Raw genomic sequence first — 18,979 nt, 5'->3', positions numbered from 1 at the left:
AGAAGGCCAAATAATTGTGTCAAGAGATCTCCAAAGAAAGGGTATATACCCCCCAATAGACGTTCTTCCTTCTCTATCAAGATTAATGAGTAAGGGAATTGGTAAAGATAGGACAAGGGAAGATCACAAATCAGTTTCAGACCAACTTTATGCAGCATATGCCGAAGGAAAAGACCTAAGAGGGCTTGTTTCAATTGTAGGTAAAGAATCTCTTTCTAAATCTGACAAACAATTCTTGGAATTCGCAGACGATTTTGAAAGATTATTTGTTGCACAGAATTCTAATGAAAATAGAAAAATTGAAGATACACTTGATATCGCCTGGAAAATATTGTCTAAATTGCCCGAAGATAAACTATTGAGGGTAAGTGATGAATTAATTGAAAAGTATATGAAGGGATTTAAGGATGCCTCAAATAAAACCGACGAGATCTGAACTTATAAAATTAGGAAGAAAAATTAAACTTTCTAATACAGGGTATAAAATCCTTAAAAAGAAAAGAGATGGCCTAGTCATGAAACTTTTTGATATGGTTGAAGAGGCCAAAGAAGCTCAAGAAACTCTTGAAGAAAGTTACGAAGTTGCAAAAAAGTTACTGGGCATGACTTTGGCCTTCGAAGGAGAAATAACTGTTGCTTCATGTGCACTTATAAAAAAAGGAACTCCTGAATTTTTTTTAGAAGGGCAGAATATAATGGGGGTACAAGTTCCAAAAATATCCGATTTATCCGTTAAAACAGAGATAAAAGAGAGAGGATATAGTATATTATCTACCTCTTCAAAGATAGATGAAACAGTTGAAGAATATGAAAAAGTACTTGAATATGTGGCTAAAGCAGTTGAGGCGGAATCAACTCTAAAAAAAGTATTAAATGAGATCGAAGTTACAAAGAGAAGAGTAAATGCACTCGATACTAAAATTATCCCTAAATTAGAATCCGAAAAAAAATTCATTGTGTTTAGATTGGAAGAGTTAGAGAGAGAAAATACCTTCAGACTTAAAATGATTAAAGATAAAAAATCCAAAAAAAGGTCTTAATTAGATAAAGTTTTAAAAAAGAATACAATTATAATATTTATGGATAGAATTACATTAATTAAATTAGTAATTGTAGTTTCAATATTGCTTCTTGGTATTTATCTTGTCTATCCTATCATCCCAGGTATAATCGGAGGATTGATTTTCTCATATGCATTTACTCCCGTTTACAATTTTATTTACAAAAAATTAAAAATGAGAAGTTTGTCAGCGGCGCTGACAACTTTGTTTATATCTGCGCCATTCATAATTACATTACTGTATGGATTCTATAAAGCTGTAGAACAACTCACGTTTGTTACCCAAATTTTAGAAAAAGAAACTCCAACGACAATCTTTGATCTATTAGGCTTAGAAGTAAAAACAAGCCCTTTCTATGGGTTAATATCTGAAACATTTCCCCAAATTATCAATATTTCTGATTTTTTTTCTAGCACTATGGGTCAACTTCCCCTTACTTTAATGAATGTTGTAGTCCTATTCCTCTCCCTATTCTATTTTTTGAGTGAAAAAGATAAAGTTGAAAATTATTTTGAAAAAATAGTTCCAGATCGTTACAAGAAAGAGATTCTTGAAATACTTGGTCCAACTAGGACTGTGATCAATGGCTTGATTTATGCCAATGTTATGAGTGCAATGATCATAGCATTACTTGCCACAATCGGTTTTTTAGTAATAGGCGTTCCTTACTCATTTCTTTTGGGCTTATTAACGGGATTGGCCGCCCTTTTGCCAGTTGTTGGTCCTTGGACCATATTCTTGCCTGTTGGATTTTATTACATTTTAGTTGGAGAAATAGTTCAAGGTCTAGCAATATTACTATATGGAGTTGTAGCTCTTTTTATACTCTATAATTTCTATATTTTCCCAAAACTTGGAGGCAATCAAGCACAGTTACATCCCTTTATAGTATTAGTTGGATTTTTAGGTGGAGCCTATATGTTTGGAGCGCTTGGGATTTTATATGGGCCTATAATCCTTGGTTTATTGAAAGGTCTTGCCGAAGGTATCTTTAAAGAACCAACAGTTAAAAGAAAGTTTTTTAAATTATAGTAGCGCTTTCTTTATGTTGATTTATATGGACGATTCAATATTTTCAGAGACTGCAAAGAGAGTAAAGGCATCAGAGATTAGAGAGATTCTTAAGCTAACTCAAAGACCTGGTATAATCTCACTTGCAGGCGGTCTCCCAAATCCACAAACTTTTCCATTGGAAGAAATAAAAAAGATTACAAACGATGTTTTAAATTCGAATAACAATGGTTTGCAGTATGGTCTAACTGAAGGTGATCCTGAGTTAAGACAGTATATTGCAGGGATGATGTGTAATTATGGAATTACCTGCACTCCAGACGATATTTTAATAACTCATGGATCTCAACAAGGATTGGACCTAGTATCCAAGATTTTAATCAATCCTGGAGACATTGTTATAGTTGAAGCACCTAGTTACCTTGGCGCTTTAAGTGCATTTAGATCATATCTATGTGACTTCGTTGATGTACCATCAGATAACGATGGGATAAGGACTGACTTATTAATCGAGACTCTTGAGACTCTAAAAGAGGATGGAAAGAAACCCAAATTACTTTACTTAGTTCCTAACTTCCAAAACCCTACAGGCATCACAACAAGCGAAAAGAGGAGAAAAGAAATAATTAAAATTGCCAATGACTATGATCTTGTTGTAATAGAGGATAATCCATATGGTGAGCTGAGATACGAAGGGGAACATCTTAAAGCAATAAAGTCATACGATACAGAAGGCAGGGTAATTTATTTAGGTACTTTCTCTAAAATACTTGCACCAGGATTTAGAATTGCATGGGCAGTAGGCAATGGAGAATTGATGAAGAAAATGGTAATCGCAAAACAGGCGGTAGACTTACATACAAATGCATTTGGTCAGAGAATAGCTGCAGTCTATTGTCAAAACTACTTGGATAAACATCTAGTTAAAATATTGAACTTCTATAAAGTCAAAAGAGATGTAATGCTTTCCTCATTAGATGAATACATGCCAAAAGAATGTAAGTGGACAAAACCTGAAGGTGGAATGTTCAATTGGATAGAGTTGCCCGAATATGTGGATACAAAAGAGATGTTTACAGATGCAATTAATTCTAATGTTGCATATGTCATTGGAAGTGCATTCTATATAGAAGATACTCTGGGTAGAAATACAATGAGATTGAATTTCTCCTTCCCAAAGGATGAAGAAATAAACCTAGGCGTTAAGAGACTTTCTGAAGTTATTAGGAGATGGCTTTGATGAAAACACTCGTCGCTTTAATATCTACTGGGAAGGGAACATGGGGGCATGTAGGAAGGCTAATCTCGGAAGAGTGGGATAAAATTATAATTGTAACAAATGATTTTGGTCGAGAAAAGTTCAATCCGACTAAAGATGTAGAATGGATAGTTGTAAATCCTTCCATGCCGATTGAGAATATTAAAAATGCAATAAGAGATAGACTTCCAAAAGATATTGGTGACGAGATCTATGTTAATTTAATTTCAGGCTCTGGTAAAGAACATATGGCTTTACTTTCACTTCTAAAAGATATGGGAAAAGACTACAAGTTCATTTCTCTCACCATGGACGGAATAGGATACTTCTAAAGGTGAATTAATGAAAATAAATATTCCATATAAGAAAGAAAATGTTTTGGTAGAAATACCCGATAAAAATCTCCTAGGAATTGTTGAGCCAAAAGAAGTCAAAGGCTCAGCAAAGGAAAATGTATTGAAAAAGTCAATTGAAAATCCAACAAAAAATATCCCTTTAAACGATTTCTTAAATAAACATAAATCCATACTATTCTTGATTAATGATGGTCAGAGACCCACTCCTACTAAGAAGGTATTGGATACAATTTACCCCATAATGAAACCATACATGCATAAAATAGAATTCATGATTGCAACAGGCTCCCATAGGGTTCCAACAGAAGAGGAATTCAATAATATCTTTGGGCCTTATTATAATGAGTTTAAACCTAAAATAACTGTTCATGATTCTAGAAATGATGCAGTTCTCCAGTATATCGGAAAAACAGAAAGAGGTACAGAACTCTTTATTAATAAGAAAGTATTGGAAAACGAAGCAATAGTTACAATAGGATCTTCTGAGCCTCATTATTTTGCTGGTTATACCGGTACAAGAAAATCATTTTTACCCGGGGTATCATCGATTAAGACAATTACAGCAAATCACAAACATGCACTATCTCCTAACTCCAAAACTTTATCATTAAAGGGCAACCCTGTTCATGATGATATGGAAGATGCTGTAAGGGAGATAATGAAGATTAAACCTAACGTCTTTGCAATTAATGTCGTTGCAGACGGAGAAGGAAACATCTTCGATGCACAAGCGGGGGATATGATTGATATTCTTTATGAATCTGCCAAAGCAGTTGACAAATTGTTTTGTGTTCCTGTACCGGGAAAAGCAGACATAATAGTTTCTGTAGCCCCCTATCCAATGGATGTTAGTCTATATCAGTCCCAGAAAGCATTAGAAAACACAAAACTTGCTTTGAAAGATGGCGGCATCATAATTCTTGTTTCAAGTTGCAGAGACGGGATAGGAGACAAGACATTCTATGATTTGCTTAAGAATAACGATACGCCTGATGAAGTAATAAAAGCTACTGAACAGAATTATGTTTTAGGATACCATAAAGCCGCTAAAATTGCTGAACTTGTAACATGTGGTGAGATCTGGGCAATAACTGATCTTGAAGATAAAGTTTTAGAAGAAATTTTTATAACACCACACAATTCACTTCAAGATTCAATAGACAAGGCAATGGCTAAAAAAGGCCAAGATGCTAAGGTATTGGTCTTTCTAGATGGAAGCTCTACAGTTCCTCTAGTTTAATTTTTATTATTTTTTAGATTTGGGAATAAATGGGCATTAATTTCGGAAAATTCTTTTATAAATAAACATTGGTTTCAATTTAAATTAATAACATCTAAGGCATATCCAAAAATATAAATCAAAAGATAAACATATAAACATAATAAATTGAGCTTACTAGAGTTACATGGACAAGGATAAAAAAATACTCCTTTGGCTTATAGCAGGTTCTAGAGGTGGCTTAAACAGGGCATTAATATTGAAGTATCTAATTTCAAGCCCTTCAAATGCTAACAGGATCTCTATTGCCACAGGTATAGAATACAAAACTGTCCAGCATCATTTGAATATATTGGAGAAAAATGGTCTTTTATCTGTAGTTGGAGACAAATATGGGAAGACTTATTTTCCTTCAGAGTTACTTGATAAAAATATTCATAACTTTAATGAAATTTGCAAAAATATGGGGTTAGATGACAATGAATTTAAAAATAAATAAGTCTTTAGCATTATCTGCGGTAGGATTTATTCCAAAAAGATTAGTTCAAAATGGAGTTTGCGAATATCCTTCCTGTAGCATTTGGGAGAAAGGGTATATGTTTCAACTAAAATACGCTCTTTCTTTAATTAATATTGGATTAATTTTAGCCGTGTTTGTTCTTTATGCCAATATTTATAGAAAGACAAAATCACCCTTTTCCCTAGGCTTAACAATTTTCTCCTTTGCATTTCTTGTCCATATTTTAACTTCAAGCCCCTTGTTACACTCTATATGCGGGTTCAAATCAACTGGTCTTGGACCATTTTTAATACTCCCTGATATTTTTACAACAATAGCTTTAGCTATACTTGTATATCTAACAACAAAGTAAATTAACAGCCACCCAAAACCTTTAAATGCTAGTTAGAGAGTTTTATAAAAACTGTATTAAATTAATATTAATATTATGGTGATTTTTAATGGATGCGCCAAAACCCTTAATCATACAAGGAGACAGGTCGATGTTCCTCGAGGTAGCCAATCCCTTGTACGAAGACGCTAGAGATGATATTTCAAGATTTTCCGAACTTGAGAAAAGTCCTGAGCATATACATACGTATAGACTTTCTGACCTTTCACTTTGGAATGCATCTGCAGCCGGCTTAACGAGTGAGGAAGTTATCACTATTCTTTTGAAATATTCAAGATACGATATACCATCCAACGTTATAACTGACATTAAAGATATAATGTCAAGATTTGGCAGGCTTTCCTTAAAAAAGATCAATGAGGATCTAGTTCTTTTTTCTCAAGATGATCTTCTTATTAAAGAAATTCAAAATAATGAACGTATTAAGAAATATGTCCTTGATGCAATAGATAACAATACCCTTAGAGTAGATGCCAACAGTAGAGGATTTTTAAAACAGGATTTAATTAAAATTGGATGGCCTGCACTCGATTTGGCAGGTTATGAAGATGGCGATCATTTAGAAATTAATCTTTTAAGTACTACAAAAAGCGGCATAGATTTCAAATTAAGAAAATACCAAGAAGATGCAGTAAATGTATTCTATAGAGGGGGAGGGGTAGAAGGAGGAAGTGGAACTATAGTCCTCCCATGTGGTGCTGGTAAGACTGTAATTGGTATGGGTGTAATGTCTAAAGTTAAGACCAATACGTTGATTACTTGTCCTAACGTCATTGCCGTTAGGCAGTGGATTGATGAAATACTGGATAAAACAGATATCACTCCAGACAAAATAGGCGAATATTCCGGAGAAGTAAAGGAAATAAGAGAAATAACTGTAACAACTTATCAGATTCTAACATATAGGAACAAGAAGGATGAGGAGTTTACGCATTTCAATATTTTTGATAAGAAAAACTGGGGCCTTATAATCTATGATGAAGTTCATTTACTGCCCGCGCCAGTATTTCAAGTAACTGCACATATACAATCAAAGAGAAGGCTTGGTTTAACTGCAACGTTAGTGAGAGAAGACGGAAGAGAGAAGGATGTATTCAGTCTTATTGGGCCCAAGAAATTCGACATGCCTTGGAAGAATCTTGAACAACAAGGATGGATCGCTGAGGCGATATGCTATGAGATTAGGGTTCACATGCCTGAAAAGTCCAGGATAGTATACGCAACGTCCGATGATAGGAACAAGTATAGAATAGCTGCAGAAAATCCCTTCAAATATGAGATAGTTAAGAGAATAATTGAGCACCATAAAAATGATAGAATTCTTATAATTGGTATGTATATAGAACAGCTTGAGAGGATTGCTGAATTTCTTAAAGCCCCACTAATAACAGGTAAAATACCAAACAAAGAGAGAGAAAGAATTTACTCTGATTTTAGAAAGGGCAATATAAATATCCTCGTTGTATCTAAAGTAGCTAATTTTGCAATAGATCTACCTGACGCAAATGTAGCCATTCAAGTCTCAGGAACTTTTGGATCAAGGCAGGAAGAAGCACAGAGATTGGGAAGGATACTAAGACCAAAGAAAGATGGTTCTTCTGCAAAGTTTTATTCGATAGTCACTAAAGATACAAGAGATCAGGAATATTCTTCAAACAGACAAATATTTTTAACAGAACAGGGCTATAAATATGTTATAGTCGATGATCACAACATGGATACCATATTAAAGTGATAAAATGATTGAAGGAACAATTGATGCTGGAGCTTGTGGATTTATCAACAAAGTGAAGGTAAAAAGAAAAGGCCTTGGATTTAAAGTTGAGATAGAAACTAAATGCCAATTAGTTCAAAAATTTGCCGAAGATATTGAGACTTTAGACAAAGATGTAGTTTTCAAAAAAATGCCCATAAACCCTGTTTACCAAAAAGCGGATATTTTACATGCGGTATGCCCCGTTCCATGCGGTGTATTAAAAGCATGTGAAGCTGAAGCAGGATTTGCTATTAAGAAAAGTGTAAAAATAGATTTAGAAGAAAAAGAAGAATAAAAATAAATTTTTATTTATTTTATCCAAGGCCTATTTTAAAACCGCCACCGCCTGCTCCGCCACCAGAGGGCATGAATGGTAAAAGCCATTGAGCAAGAGCCTGTGCACATCTAGTTTGTATGTATACTTTTCCATTACCAGATACATTTGCAATAAGGCCTTCTCCGCTTAAGATTGTGGATTTCCATCCTCCAACTCTTTCTATATTATAAGTAATTCCACTGGAAAATGCGACAAGGTGACCAGTATCAACTTTAAAAGATTCTCCTTTTAATTCTTTTTCAATTATAGATCCGTAGTTAGATATGAATAGATCTCCTACCCCCTCAGCTTTTAGGAAGAACAGTCCTTCTCCAGAAACTAAACCTTTCAATCCTTGGAACTTTGTATCAATAGTAATTTCTGGGGAACAGCACATGTAAGCTCCTCCTTGTAGGAACCATGTTTCTCCTTTCATTTTAATGTGTGTTATATCTCCTGGGTACCCAGGGGCAAAACTAATTGATCCTGGTCCATTGCTAGTAAAAGTGTTCATAAATAGAGATTCGCCACCAAGAACGCCCCTCTTTAAAGCTCCACCGATTCCCCCCTTCATTTCAGTCTTTAGACTTACGTTGGGAGACATAGTCACCATTGCACCAGCTTCTGCAACTATTGATTGTCCACTCTTCAGATTAATGTTTAGTATACTAAAAACAGGCCTGTCTTTAATTTCAAAATCGTATCCTTGTCCACTGCTTCCTGAAAATCCAGGATTTGCAGGGGCACCAGTCCCCAATTTAGCACCGCAACCAGTACAAAATTGGCTACCATCTGGGTTCTGTGAACCACAACTTGCACAAAATGTCATTGAAATCACCAACATCTATGAATTCTTTTGTATTTAAATACTTTTTGAAATATTTAGGATATTCAAATTATTTTATTTATATATGGAGATTATCCTCAATTATTTTAAATTTATTAACAATATCTATAAATCAGAGCCCAGAATTTATTTAATAAGATTTCAAAACATTTAAAAAGAATATAAATTTACTGATTTATAGATTGAACATGATTAAAGTAAAAATATATGCCGAATATAGGGACATGTTAGGAATAAATGAAGTTGATATAAATTGCGATCAAATGACCTTCAAAGAAATAATCGAGTATATATCTTCTAAATACAACAAAGAATTCTTAACTGCTACAATTCAAAATGGCAAAATCACTGAATATATGCTTGTTATGGCAGGAGACAGAATGCTTACTTCTATAGATGAAAAAATAAAATCTGGCGAGACATTGAAAATACTTGCTACAGCACATGGAGGCTAAAATTATTATTTTTTATCTTTTAATAGAGAAAAAAGGAATTTAATAAGTTTAGGAATTGTTATAAGCTATTATTGGGCCCTATTAATGATTTAAAGATATTAAATTGTTTATTTTATTTCCTTCTGAAACAATTATATCCGAAACTTTAAAATATATATTAAATTATTGAAGTTCGATACAGATGAAAGTATGGATTGACATATCAAATACGCCACATGTAAATTTTTTTAAAGGAATTATAAAGACCTTTGAGGCAAAAGGTCACGAAACTTTTGTTACCTCTAGGGATTTTGATGGTCTATCCGCTTTATTGAATTTACATGGAATAGAGCATAATGTAGTAGGTAGGCATGGCGGTTTCTGTAAAAAATCAAAACTAATTGAGAGTTCAAAGAGGATTCTAGAACTATCAGAGATAATTAATAGCGAAGATATTGATTTAGCATTATATAAACATTCTGTTGAAGGTGCCAGAGTATCATATGGGCTTGGGATCCCTTCAATTTGTGTATTAGACAATGAAACTGCAGTTGCTCAGAATAAGCTTATGTTGCCTTTATCTTCAAAAGTTATTGCACCTGATGCAATTCCTCTCGAAGAAATAACGAGATATGGCGTTGATGAAAGTCAAGTAATTCGTTTTAATGGTTTTTGTGAGATTGCAAATGTTAGTGATTTTGAATATGATGATTCTTTTATCTCCCAATTGGGACTTTCAGAGGACAAATTTACAATTGTTATGAGGCCAGAACCTGTAAAGGCAAATTATTACAATGGCAACAAAGATAAAACAATAATTAAGGCAATACTCGAAAAAACAAAATCTCTAAAGGAGTTCCAGTTTGTGGTCTTTCCAAGATTCGAAGAGCAGAAATCTGTTTTTGATTATGATAATGTTATCGTGCCAGAAGAACCTGTTGACGCCTTAAGCCTTATGAAATATTCTGACCTTGTTATAAGTGCTGGAGGCAGCATGAATAGGGAAGCAATAGCCCTAAACACACCGGCCCTTACAACTTATCCAGAAAAACTTTTGTCAGTCACAAAGAAAATGATAGAACAGGGGCTCAAAATTCATTTATTAGATCCTGAGAAGATAACTAAGTTTATAGAGAAGGACAACAATTTAGATGTCTATCACGATAAAAATAAAAAAATAATTTCTAAACTTGAAAATCCTATAGATGTCATCTCAAGAGAAATCAAATCTCTAGGACTCTAATGATTGGTATTTTTTCTTATATTTCCTCTGTAGTAGGATGCAAATATCCCGACAAATGATAATGCTGTAAATATGGTAAATGCAATTTTAACGGCCGATAAGAAATTGGGGTAGTATTGCGGTGTAATTTCAACTCTTCCGATTATTATTGCAAATACTACCATTGCAATAGCCATACTTGACATTTGGCCAATCAACCTCATTGTCCCAACCATTGCGGAAGCTATGCCGTAAAATCTTTTCTCAACACAACTCATTATAGAGTTCATATTGGGCGAAGAAAATAAGGCGTATCCGAATCCAACTAGAATACAATTTATTATTATAAATATCAAACTTGTTTCCTGATTAAGGAATGAAAATATAAGCAATCCCAAAAAAGTAATACTCATACCTGTGGTAGCGATTATCCTTGGTTCTATTCTATCGGATAGTCTACCTGCAAAGGGTGAAAAAATAGCCATTACTAAAGGCTGAGCCAATAAGATTGCCCCTGCTTTTTGAGGCCCAAGATCCTTGATATACTGCAGATACAAACTCAGTAAAAATGTTATTCCAAATGTGGCACTGTAATGGATTAAAGCTGCCAAATTTGAAAAAGTGAATCCCCTATTATTTCTAAATATCCTGACATTTAACATGGGGCTATCGAATCTAATTTCCCAATATACAAATATCAAAATAAATAAAATTCCTCCTAAAATAAATCCTGCTCCTTGAATTGAGGGTAGGAGGGAGAATCCATAGATTGCCATACTGAGACTCAAAGCATAGATTACTGTTCCAACATAGTCCATTCTTTCATTTCTAGCTTCTGCCCATTCGCCCTTAATAAAACTTGTAACAAATGTAGTAACTACACCCATCAGAACACTAGCAACAAAAATACTTCTCCATCCAAAATTTTGTGTCAGAATCCCGCCTATAAATGGTCCCATTGAGAGGCCCAAGTAAACTGCTGAAACTGTAAATCCTATCGCCTTGCCCCTTTCACTCAGTGGAAATGCGGAGGTAACTATGGCAACACTTGTTCCAAAAACCATACCAACACCTATCCCTGTAAGGACTCTCGAGACCATAAGTAAAGAAATAGAATTAGAGATTGCCGAAATCAGAGTGGCTATAGTGAAGATGACAATACCATAGGCAAATATTTTCTTTCTCCCATAAAGATCTGCCAATCTTCCTGTGGGAACTAAAGATATTGCCGCAGCTAACAAATAAGATGTTGAGACCCAACTCAATAAAACTGCATCAATGTTAAATTCATTACCAATTGCAGGTAACGCAATGTTTATGGATGATCCCATAAAAGCTGTTATAAAAGAAGCTAAAGATGCGACGATCAGAATAAATTGATTATTGTGATTTTCTTCCATAAAATTCCCTCTAATTTAATATACTTAAGATTTAATGATTACAATTTAAATTTAACTAAATAAAAAATGTTTTGTATACTACAAGTGAAGTAAATAGTAGGCCGCCGAGACTTGTATTAACATACGGTAAATACCAGTACAATTTTTCAATCTTCAGTTCCTTTTTAATTAGCAATAAACTTGGAAAGAGAGGATATAAAAGAACTAGATAGCTTAATGGATTGTATCCAGCTGAAACTATCACTATGGCAGATAAGGCGATCCAGAATATAAGACATAATAGGAGAGATGCCTTTTCTTTTATGAAGACAGGTGTAGTAGTAATTCCTGCTTCTTTGTCATATTTTATGTCAGGTATAGCGGAGAAAATGTGCATAGCAGCTATGTGGAAGAATGAACCAATCATAAAAATAAACGGAGGCAATGTTTTACTAGCCATATAATAACTAAAAATTCCTGGCATTACATACAAGTAATTTGAAGAGAAATCTAGGAATGGAACCTGTTTAAATCTTAGAGGCTTTGCACTGTAAAAATAGGACAAAAATAGGAATATCAAGAAGAGTATTCTTTCTATATTGTCTTGGAAGATCATTAATACTATGCTTACTAATCCTACAAAATATAAAGTCCTGAGTAGACCTTTTCTTTCCTTATCCTCTACTCTGTGTTCCTTTTCTTCTTTTTTCGGATTGTTTTTGTCAGTTTCTTTGTCCCAGTAATCATTAACACCGTATATGAAAATATTTGCTAAAAGAAAAAAATAGATCAGATATACATAATAATTGATTCTAAAAAAGTCAAAAATATTGTTGAATCCTAAGGCATAGCCTACAACGTAAGTTCCACCAGTATAAATCCAGAATCTGAATCTTGAAATTTTAAAAACTAATTTCAATGAATTTATCAAATTATCCCCCTCTATTCAGAGAGATAATTAAGTGTAAGTCTAAGGTCTTTTAGCTGGTCACTTTCCCTTAAGAGAATTGCGTTATACGCTATTGTTGATACTATTCTTGAAATAGTTGGTTTTACTTTTTTCTTGTAAACTATAAATGGATCTTTGCTTATTGTTCTGCCTGTCCAGTTGTACATATCCGATGCAGTTTTTATTGGTATAAGATATCTCTTAGGGATATATGCAAATCCTTCTTCAGCCTTTTTTTGCCAATCAAAGTAAGTATCCAACTGCTTTTGTATAAATGCCTTAAATTCATTGGGCCTTGCCTTTGTATCCTTAAGCTCTAAGCTTGGTAGTTTGAACTCTTCAAGGTCTTCTTGAGAGAAATAAACTCTTCCCAATACTAAATCTTCAGAAATATCCCTTATGAAATTGATAAATTGCATCGCCCTGCCAAGATTTCTGGCTGCAGTAAAGGAATATTCATGCAGGTCTAAAATTCTCGCCATGAATAGGCCTATGACTTCTGATGATCCATAAAGATAAACCATTAATTCATCAAGATTCTTGTAAGTAGATTTAGTAATATCCATCTCCATTGAATTTAAGAATGCATCAGCCCATTTTGGTTCAAAGTTCTTCCTCGCCGAAACTTCGACAAATGAGTCAATGACCACATCTCCAGTTACATCGCCTTTCAGTGCTTCATGATATTTATCTTTGAATTCATAGAACTCTTGAGTTTGCTGTGGTATTGAATCTACTAAATCGTCAGCTTTTCTAACGAAACTATACAGTTTAAATACGTCTTCTTTTGCTCTTTCCGGGAAGAATATAGTACTATAAAAGTACGTCTTACTTCCACCTTTAAAAATTGAATAAAGTGTTTTATCTACCATAATCCTTCACATTATTTATATTCTTTAATTATCTCCTCTGCCACTATTTGTGAAGATATCAATGTCATTGGAACACCTATACCTGGGTGTGTGTAATGGCCTGAGTAATATAGATTTTTTACTTTCTTACTCTTGTGAGAAGGCCTAAACAATGCTGTTTGCATCATTGTGTGAGAAAGGCCTAAAGCAGTGCCTTTATAGGCATTATATCTTTCTTTGAAATCTGTCAAAGCAAATATTCTCTTAACAACAATATGGTCTCTGATATTCTGACCTATTGTTTTTTCAAGATTATCCATTATTTTGTTGTAGAATTGCTCTCTCATTTCTGGGGTGTCTTTTAGTCCGGGCGCTAGTGGAACTAGGATGAATAGAGTATCCATTCCTTTTGGGGCTGCAGTTGTGTCTGTCTTTGAGGGTACGTTAACATAGTAAGATGGATTTTCTGGCCATGCAGCTTTCTTAGGGTCAAATAGAGTATCAAAACCTTTTGACCAATCTTTGTCTAAGAAAAGGGTGTGGTGGGCCAGTTCGTCGAATTTTTTATCAACGCCGACATAAGCAACTAAAGCAGAAGGCGCCATAACTCTCTTATCCCAGTACTGCTCCGAATAAGTATTATATTCTCTATCAATTAAATCAAGTTCTGCATGAGCATAATCTGCGTTGACAATTACCAAATCTGCATTGTATGAGTTCTTACCTGTAATAACTCTTGTAGCTTTTTTATCTTCAACTTCTATCTTCACTACAGGTTCATCAAAGTGGAATTTAGCACCGTATGACATTGCAAGCCTATAAACAGAATCTGCAACTTTCCTCATACCGCCCTCTGGATACCAAACTCCGAGGGTAAGGTCAATATGAGACATGATGTGGTAGAATGAAGGTGTGTTATGTGGAGAGCTTCCTAGAAAACCTATTGAGTATTCAACTATCTTTTTTGCTTCATCGCTTTCGAAATGTTTGCTAACAAATTTATCAAGATTATCAAGAAGATTAAGCTTAAGTCCTTGGGACATTAATTTTGGATCCATAAAATCAAAGATAGTACGATAATCCCTGTACATTAGTTCCTTTATTGAGACTTCATACATCTTCCCTGCAGATTCTAAGTACTTCTGTAATTTTTTACCGCCATCTTTTTCAAATGTATCAAAGAGGGCAAAATTCTTTTCTAGATCTGCAGAGATATCAATAACTTTTTCTCCTCCAAAATATATTCTATAGGAAGGATCAAGTTTTTTTAATTCAAAGAAATCTTCTGGTTTTTTACCAAACTGAGCATAGAAATTTTCAAATACGTCTGGCATTAAATACCAAGAAGGGCCCATATCAAAATAAAACTTCTTTTCACTGTAAACACTAGCCCTTCCCCCTGGATGGTCATTCTTTTCTAGCACGGTTACATCAAAACCATTTTTTGCTAGCAAAGCTGCTGCAGAAAGACCACCAAAACCAGTTCCAACAACAACAATTTTCATAATATCCCATTAATTATAGTGTTTTATAATATATATTAATATCCAAACTATACTCTTCTTCTATTTAATAAAAGAATAACTATTATTAAATAAAAATCAATATTTAATCCCTTTATTTTTTATAAGTTAAATTTTTATTATTTTATAATAATTTCTTTGTTGCCAATAGATTATGATAGATTAACACTAAATACAAATACGCTCTAAAACCTTATCTTGATAATATAATAATAGTTTAACATGAAGCATTCGGGCTCCATGGACCTACCACTTCACGGAGGCAAAGCACCATACTGGCTTTTAAACAGAATGAAGAAACTTTCAAAACCTATATTTGAGATCCTTATCTATGAGCATGGGACCGAAGGCGTATTGAAGAGATTATCCGACCCTTTCTTTTTTCAAGCACTGTCCTGTATGCTAGCATTTGACTGGCATTCCTCTGGAACGACTACCGTTCTAACAGGGGTACTAAAAAGTGCCATTGATCCCAAAGAATATGGAATTGGGTTTGCAGGGGGCAAGGGAAAACATTCAAAAAATACTTTCTCCGATATTGAGTCCATCGGCACGCAATTCGGACTCTCAAGTAAAAAAATAGAGGAACTACAGTATACAAGTAAAATCACAGCAAAAGTGGACAGCGCAGCAATTCAAGATGGATTTGATCTATACCATCATGTCACTATTTTTTCTGATAAGGGGAAGTGGAGTGTTGTACAACAAGGGCTGAATGTAGAGGGAGGATATGCAAGGAGATATCACTGGTCAAACGAAATTGACAACTATATTGATGAGCCCCATTCTGGTATCGTCTCAGACATAGTAAAGACAAAAACACTGGACCTTACTTCTAAAACTAGCACCGAAACAAGAGAATTAATTCCGGATATAATTAATGAAGGTCCTGAAAGAGTTCGAAGATTAATTGAATCATTAATCGATAAAAATCAGACTTCTTTAATGTCTTACATGGAGGGTAACTCGGTAAGTCCTATAGGCCCCAAAATAGAAGTGTCTATCCTCCCTAAAAGAGTGAACTGGGATATTTTGAGAGACATTTATGAATCTGATTTAAAGAACTTTGAGGACATACTTGCTTTCAAGGGCATGGGGCGATCTACAGTAAAGGGATTAGCACTAGTTTCAGAGCTTATTTATGGAACTCCTCTTTCTTGGAAGGATCCAGTCAAATATTCTTTTGCATTTGGAGGTAAAGATGGTGTGCCAAGACCCGTTAACAGAAAAGGAATGGAAGATGCAGCAGAAGTTCTATCTAACACTATAAAAGAAGCTAAGATTGGAAATGAAGATAAAATTAAATCACTTAAAAATCTTAAAATGTTTTTAGGGCCATACGTCGAAAATTAATCTATTCCAGATTAATAAAAAATAAAGGTATAGTTTAAATATTCAAGTGTATTATTATTAAATATTAAAGAGGTTTTAAAATGGAATTAACTTTCGAACATGTCAATGGGGAAAAGAAGGGAGATGTAAAACTATATGCACTCAGTACTTGCGTTTGGTGTGGGAAAACAAAAGATCTTTTAAAGGAATTAGGAGTTGACTTCAATTTTGTTTTTGTCGATTTATTACAAGGAGATACAAAGCAATACGCCATAGACGAAGTAAAAAAATACAACAAAAATTGCTCATTCCCAACACTTGTAATTAACAATGATAAGGTTATAGTTGGATTCAAAGAGGCCGAGATAAAGGAGGCTTTATCTTAATGTACGAAGAGATGCCTGAAGAGAGAATTAACAAATTATATGACAAATTAAAAAAGGATGCAGAAGCAGGTGGCTATCACTTAAATTCAGATATAGACTTTACAAAAAAACTTGTAAGGGGGCTCATAGTAAACGAGGACAGATATGGCTACCAAGCTTGCCCTTGCAGAATTTCTAGTGGCGTAAAGCAAGAGGATCTTGATATAATATGTCCCTGCGATTACAGAGATCCAGATCTTGATGAGCATGGAACTTGTTACTGCGCACTGTATGTTTCACAAGATATTTTGAATGGAAAGAAAGAACTAGGTTCTATTCCTGAAAGAAGACCTCCGGAAGAAGAAAGAAAAAAAATGACAGAGGGCAAAGTTGAAACTATAAGCACTTTGAAATATCCCGTCTGGCGATGTAAAGTATGCGGTTACTTATGCGCTAGAGATGAGCCGCCTGAAGTTTGTCCAATATGCAAAGTCAAGAAAGATAGATTTGAAAGATTTTTATAAATTATTCTTTTGATTTTAATAGATAGTACCCCGCATAAAGCATTATTCCATTTAAAATGATAGTGTAAATCATCATCCCAAGAACATACAATCTAAGAGTTCTTACAAACCCGATTATGCTTTGCTTTACATCTTCATACCCTGCAAGAGAGGACTTTATTTCTGAAAAATCATCCCTGGCAGATTCTAGATTTAATTTTAGTTCTTCAATATTGTTTATTATTGCCCCAAATCTATCTATGTCTTCATCTATCCCGGAAACTAATCCTCCAAGCCCTAGTGAATTCAGAGTGCCGACAAAGGATTTTATGTTTGATAGTTTTTGCATGTATTCTTTCGTGTCAATATCTTTGAGATAAATATTAAATTCCTCTAGATTGGAATCAAAATTTTCTATATGGCCTTTTATCAAATCTACTTTATCAAAAAGAGGTGATGTCGTTTCATAGACATTATTTAATCTAATTAACGTAAAAGAAGATATCGAGATAGAGAATACCAACCCAATTATTGAAATAATAATAAGAATTTTGCCAAAAGTTATTTTATCCATTTATGCACCTCAACACATCCTTAATATCGGCATTTGTTTTAACAGACACTGGGGAGAAATGGGTGGCCGACGCATCAAATCCCAACTCTTTTAACTTTTTAATCATTTCTTCTGTCTTTGGGATTTTGACCTTATAAATATGGGAAAGCTCGTGAATGTCATAAAATAGAGGCACATCAATTTCGCCATCAACTACTTTCAATAGTTCTAGCGGTTTATTACTTAGGAATTCTTTTGATTCATATTCCTTAACGCAATCACTAACAAACTTCGTATCCTTTATACTTGATGTCCATATTGGGTGTGAAAAAGATATTTTTTCACCACAGCTTGGGCAAACTGGAATATAAGAATCCGTAACCTCTCTGAACCCACATTTGCAGTTTATTGCAAATCCAAGATTATCCAACGTTTTGTTTGTTCGCTCCTTTCCATATTTAACTTCAAAATAAGCTCTGATAAAATGTTCTTTAGTATAGGATAATAATGGCCTTACCGCTAGATTGTATTTTGCTGCATTCCTAGCGACTTTTCCAATAAGTATCCTTACTGCAAGCTCATGAGTAAAACTGCATTTCAATGGTTTTGAATCGTACTTTCTTTTGCATGAAGATACATGGGCACCTGTCAATGCAGAAGTATCTGTTGCAGTTAGGAATAGGTAGGAATCATTTTTTAGTATCCTAAATGCCCCATCTAGAAATCTTACAGGAGAGCCAAAAGGGTCAATATCGACAACTTCAAACTTCCCGTATACGTGGTTAAAATCTGATTTTGTTATTAGCGCTTCTAGTGAATTTAACTTAAGATTTTTTTCAATAAGTCTTGTCGCTGCAGGATTATGGTCATTGAAATAAACATCTGAATTTGATTCTAGGATATACCGGATACCCCTTATACCAGAACCTGAAAGGCCGTCAATTACTTTGCCCGATTCTTTTAGCTTGATTGTATTCATAACTGAGACAGAGATATCTCTTGAAAATGCCATTTTAGGGTTGTAAAAAACTGGAGTCTTCGCAGTGACCTTTTCAAATTTTGGGACCTCTATTTTGGCCTTGCCTTCAGTGAATTCGCATAACTCCATTAATTATAGCTTAATATAGTTTCAT

The 18,979-nt window shown here is 34.2% G+C and carries 22 protein-coding genes; 15 read left to right on the top strand and 7 right to left on the bottom strand.

Annotated elements, in window-relative coordinates; genetic code table 11:
* From HPY60_02380 to HPY60_02335, 10 genes are all read left to right on the top strand, one after another.
* A partial coding sequence (locus tag HPY60_02380) for a V-type ATP synthase subunit B (protein NPV50029.1) occupies positions 1 to 436 on the top strand: 436 nt, incomplete at its 5' end.
* On the top strand, positions 408 to 1,040 hold the full coding sequence (locus tag HPY60_02375) for a V-type ATP synthase subunit D (protein ID NPV50028.1): 633 nt from the start codon (positions 408 to 410) through the stop codon (positions 1,038 to 1,040). The genes HPY60_02380 and HPY60_02375, both read left to right, overlap by 29 nt.
* Positions 1,041 to 1,079: 39 nt before the next feature.
* A complete protein-coding gene (locus tag HPY60_02370; protein ID NPV50027.1) occupies positions 1,080 to 2,093 on the top strand; it encodes an AI-2E family transporter in 1,014 nt (337 codons plus the stop codon).
* Between the two features lie 13 nt (positions 2,094 to 2,106).
* Entirely contained in the window at positions 2,107 to 3,312 is a 1,206-nt protein-coding gene (locus tag HPY60_02365) for a PLP-dependent aminotransferase family protein (GenBank protein ID NPV50026.1), read from the top strand.
* The gene (locus HPY60_02360; GenBank protein NPV50025.1) at positions 3,312 to 3,662 is read left to right on the top strand and encodes a hypothetical protein; all 351 of its coding nucleotides are present in this window, start codon (positions 3,312 to 3,314) and stop codon (positions 3,660 to 3,662) included. The genes HPY60_02365 and HPY60_02360 overlap by 1 nt, the downstream gene beginning before the upstream one ends.
* A gap of 10 nt (positions 3,663 to 3,672) precedes the next feature.
* A complete protein-coding gene (larA, locus tag HPY60_02355; GenBank protein NPV50024.1) occupies positions 3,673 to 4,926 on the top strand; it encodes a nickel-dependent lactate racemase in 1,254 nt (417 codons plus the stop codon).
* 166 nt (positions 4,927 to 5,092) lie between these two features.
* Positions 5,093 to 5,404 carry a winged helix-turn-helix transcriptional regulator gene (locus HPY60_02350; GenBank protein NPV50023.1) on the top strand — a complete coding sequence of 104 codons (312 nt, stop codon included), beginning with the start codon at positions 5,093 to 5,095 and terminating at the stop codon, positions 5,402 to 5,404.
* Positions 5,379 to 5,777 (top strand): hypothetical protein, encoded by a 399-nt coding sequence (locus tag HPY60_02345; protein ID NPV50022.1) that lies wholly within the window; start codon positions 5,379 to 5,381, stop codon positions 5,775 to 5,777. Before HPY60_02350 ends, HPY60_02345 begins: the two co-directional genes overlap by 26 nt.
* 88 nt (positions 5,778 to 5,865) lie before the next feature.
* On the top strand, positions 5,866 to 7,551 hold the full coding sequence (locus HPY60_02340; protein NPV50021.1) for a DEAD/DEAH box helicase: 1,686 nt from the start codon (positions 5,866 to 5,868) through the stop codon (positions 7,549 to 7,551).
* Positions 7,552 to 7,555: 4 nt separating this feature from the next.
* A complete protein-coding gene (locus HPY60_02335; protein NPV50020.1) occupies positions 7,556 to 7,867 on the top strand; it encodes a hypothetical protein in 312 nt (103 codons plus the stop codon).
* A 19-nt stretch (positions 7,868 to 7,886) separates the two neighbouring features.
* Here the strand turns inward: HPY60_02335 and HPY60_02330 are convergent, their stop codons facing one another.
* The gene (locus HPY60_02330) at positions 7,887 to 8,717 is read right to left on the bottom strand and encodes a TIGR00266 family protein (GenBank protein ID NPV50019.1); all 831 of its coding nucleotides are present in this window, start codon (positions 8,715 to 8,717) and stop codon (positions 7,887 to 7,889) included.
* 206 nt (positions 8,718 to 8,923) lie between these two features.
* Between HPY60_02330 and HPY60_02325 the strand changes: the two genes are divergently transcribed.
* Together HPY60_02325 and HPY60_02320 are read left to right on the top strand one after the other, a co-directional pair.
* Positions 8,924 to 9,190, top strand: a complete 267-nt coding sequence (locus HPY60_02325; protein NPV50018.1) for a MoaD/ThiS family protein — start codon at positions 8,924 to 8,926, stop codon at positions 9,188 to 9,190.
* Between the two features lie 181 nt (positions 9,191 to 9,371).
* Positions 9,372 to 10,412 (top strand): DUF354 domain-containing protein, encoded by a 1,041-nt coding sequence (locus tag HPY60_02320; protein NPV50017.1) that lies wholly within the window; start codon positions 9,372 to 9,374, stop codon positions 10,410 to 10,412.
* Here the strand turns inward: HPY60_02320 and HPY60_02315 are convergent.
* From HPY60_02315 to crtI, 4 genes are read right to left on the bottom strand one after another with little or no spacing between them, the layout of a single operon-like run.
* Entirely contained in the window at positions 10,409 to 11,791 is a 1,383-nt protein-coding gene (locus HPY60_02315) for an MFS transporter (GenBank protein NPV50016.1), read from the bottom strand. The two genes, HPY60_02320 and HPY60_02315, sit on opposite strands and share 4 nt — an antisense overlap.
* Before the next feature lie 55 nt (positions 11,792 to 11,846).
* The gene (locus tag HPY60_02310) at positions 11,847 to 12,698 is read right to left on the bottom strand and encodes a prenyltransferase (GenBank protein ID NPV50015.1); all 852 of its coding nucleotides are present in this window, start codon (positions 12,696 to 12,698) and stop codon (positions 11,847 to 11,849) included.
* Positions 12,699 to 12,712: 14 nt separating this feature from the next.
* On the bottom strand, positions 12,713 to 13,591 hold the full coding sequence (locus HPY60_02305) for a phytoene/squalene synthase family protein (protein ID NPV50014.1): 879 nt from the start codon (positions 13,589 to 13,591) through the stop codon (positions 12,713 to 12,715).
* Positions 13,592 to 13,602: 11 nt separating this feature from the next.
* The gene (gene crtI / locus HPY60_02300) at positions 13,603 to 15,075 is read right to left on the bottom strand and encodes a phytoene desaturase (protein ID NPV50013.1); all 1,473 of its coding nucleotides are present in this window, start codon (positions 15,073 to 15,075) and stop codon (positions 13,603 to 13,605) included.
* 240 nt (positions 15,076 to 15,315) lie between these two features.
* Between crtI and HPY60_02295 the strand changes: the two genes are divergently transcribed.
* From HPY60_02295 to HPY60_02285, 3 genes are all read left to right on the top strand, one after another.
* A complete protein-coding gene (locus HPY60_02295; GenBank protein ID NPV50012.1) occupies positions 15,316 to 16,446 on the top strand; it encodes a DUF763 domain-containing protein in 1,131 nt (376 codons plus the stop codon).
* 80 nt (positions 16,447 to 16,526) lie between these two features.
* Positions 16,527 to 16,811: a glutaredoxin family protein gene (locus HPY60_02290; GenBank protein NPV50011.1), complete on the top strand. Its 285-nt coding sequence runs from the start codon at positions 16,527 to 16,529 to the stop codon at positions 16,809 to 16,811.
* A gap of 11 nt (positions 16,812 to 16,822) precedes the next feature.
* Positions 16,823 to 17,314: a ferredoxin:glutaredoxin reductase gene (locus tag HPY60_02285; protein NPV50010.1), complete on the top strand. Its 492-nt coding sequence runs from the start codon at positions 16,823 to 16,825 to the stop codon at positions 17,312 to 17,314.
* A gap of 1 nt (position 17,315) precedes the next feature.
* Here the strand turns inward: HPY60_02285 and HPY60_02280 are convergent, their stop codons facing one another.
* Both HPY60_02280 and HPY60_02275 read right to left on the bottom strand, forming a co-directional pair.
* Positions 17,316 to 17,867: a hypothetical protein gene (locus HPY60_02280; protein ID NPV50009.1), complete on the bottom strand. Its 552-nt coding sequence runs from the start codon at positions 17,865 to 17,867 to the stop codon at positions 17,316 to 17,318.
* Positions 17,860 to 18,954 carry a tRNA (guanine(10)-N(2))-dimethyltransferase gene (locus HPY60_02275; protein ID NPV50008.1) on the bottom strand — a complete coding sequence of 365 codons (1,095 nt, stop codon included), beginning with the start codon at positions 18,952 to 18,954 and terminating at the stop codon, positions 17,860 to 17,862. Before HPY60_02275 ends, HPY60_02280 begins: the two co-directional genes overlap by 8 nt.
* Between the last annotated feature and the right edge of the window lie 25 nt (positions 18,955 to 18,979).

Origin of the sequence: Methanofastidiosum sp. (assembly GCA_013178285.1) — an archaeon.
Lineage (GTDB): Archaea > Methanobacteriota_B > Thermococci > Methanofastidiosales > Methanofastidiosaceae > Methanofastidiosum.
The sequence above is the reverse complement of the archived record's forward strand: the minus strand, read 5'-3'. Positions and strand labels throughout refer to the sequence as shown.

Coding starts and splice junctions, on each gene's coding strand:
- HPY60_02335 (NPV50020.1), top strand. CDS start 7,556: ATGATTGAAGGAACAATTGATGCTGGAGCTTGTGGATTTATCAACAAA.
- HPY60_02330 (NPV50019.1), bottom strand. CDS start 8,717: ATGACATTTTGTGCAAGTTGTGGTTCACAGAACCCAGATGGTAGCCAA.
- HPY60_02315 (NPV50016.1), bottom strand. CDS start 11,791: ATGGAAGAAAATCACAATAATCAATTTATTCTGATCGTCGCATCTTTA.
- HPY60_02275 (NPV50008.1), bottom strand. CDS start 18,954: ATGGAGTTATGCGAATTCACTGAAGGCAAGGCCAAAATAGAGGTCCCA.
- HPY60_02350 (NPV50023.1), top strand. CDS start 5,093: ATGGACAAGGATAAAAAAATACTCCTTTGGCTTATAGCAGGTTCTAGA.
- HPY60_02305 (NPV50014.1), bottom strand. CDS start 13,591: ATGGTAGATAAAACACTTTATTCAATTTTTAAAGGTGGAAGTAAGACG.
- HPY60_02345 (NPV50022.1), top strand. CDS start 5,379: ATGACAATGAATTTAAAAATAAATAAGTCTTTAGCATTATCTGCGGTA.
- HPY60_02340 (NPV50021.1), top strand. CDS start 5,866: ATGGATGCGCCAAAACCCTTAATCATACAAGGAGACAGGTCGATGTTC.
- larA (NPV50024.1), top strand. CDS start 3,673: ATGAAAATAAATATTCCATATAAGAAAGAAAATGTTTTGGTAGAAATA.
- crtI (NPV50013.1), bottom strand. CDS start 15,075: ATGAAAATTGTTGTTGTTGGAACTGGTTTTGGTGGTCTTTCTGCAGCA.
- HPY60_02290 (NPV50011.1), top strand. CDS start 16,527: ATGGAATTAACTTTCGAACATGTCAATGGGGAAAAGAAGGGAGATGTA.
- HPY60_02360 (NPV50025.1), top strand. CDS start 3,312: ATGAAAACACTCGTCGCTTTAATATCTACTGGGAAGGGAACATGGGGG.
- HPY60_02285 (NPV50010.1), top strand. CDS start 16,823: ATGCCTGAAGAGAGAATTAACAAATTATATGACAAATTAAAAAAGGAT.
- HPY60_02365 (NPV50026.1), top strand. CDS start 2,107: ATGTTGATTTATATGGACGATTCAATATTTTCAGAGACTGCAAAGAGA.
- HPY60_02280 (NPV50009.1), bottom strand. CDS start 17,867: ATGGATAAAATAACTTTTGGCAAAATTCTTATTATTATTTCAATAATT.
- HPY60_02370 (NPV50027.1), top strand. CDS start 1,080: ATGGATAGAATTACATTAATTAAATTAGTAATTGTAGTTTCAATATTG.
- HPY60_02375 (NPV50028.1), top strand. CDS start 408: ATGCCTCAAATAAAACCGACGAGATCTGAACTTATAAAATTAGGAAGA.
- HPY60_02295 (NPV50012.1), top strand. CDS start 15,316: ATGAAGCATTCGGGCTCCATGGACCTACCACTTCACGGAGGCAAAGCA.
- HPY60_02320 (NPV50017.1), top strand. CDS start 9,372: ATGAAAGTATGGATTGACATATCAAATACGCCACATGTAAATTTTTTT.
- HPY60_02325 (NPV50018.1), top strand. CDS start 8,924: ATGATTAAAGTAAAAATATATGCCGAATATAGGGACATGTTAGGAATA.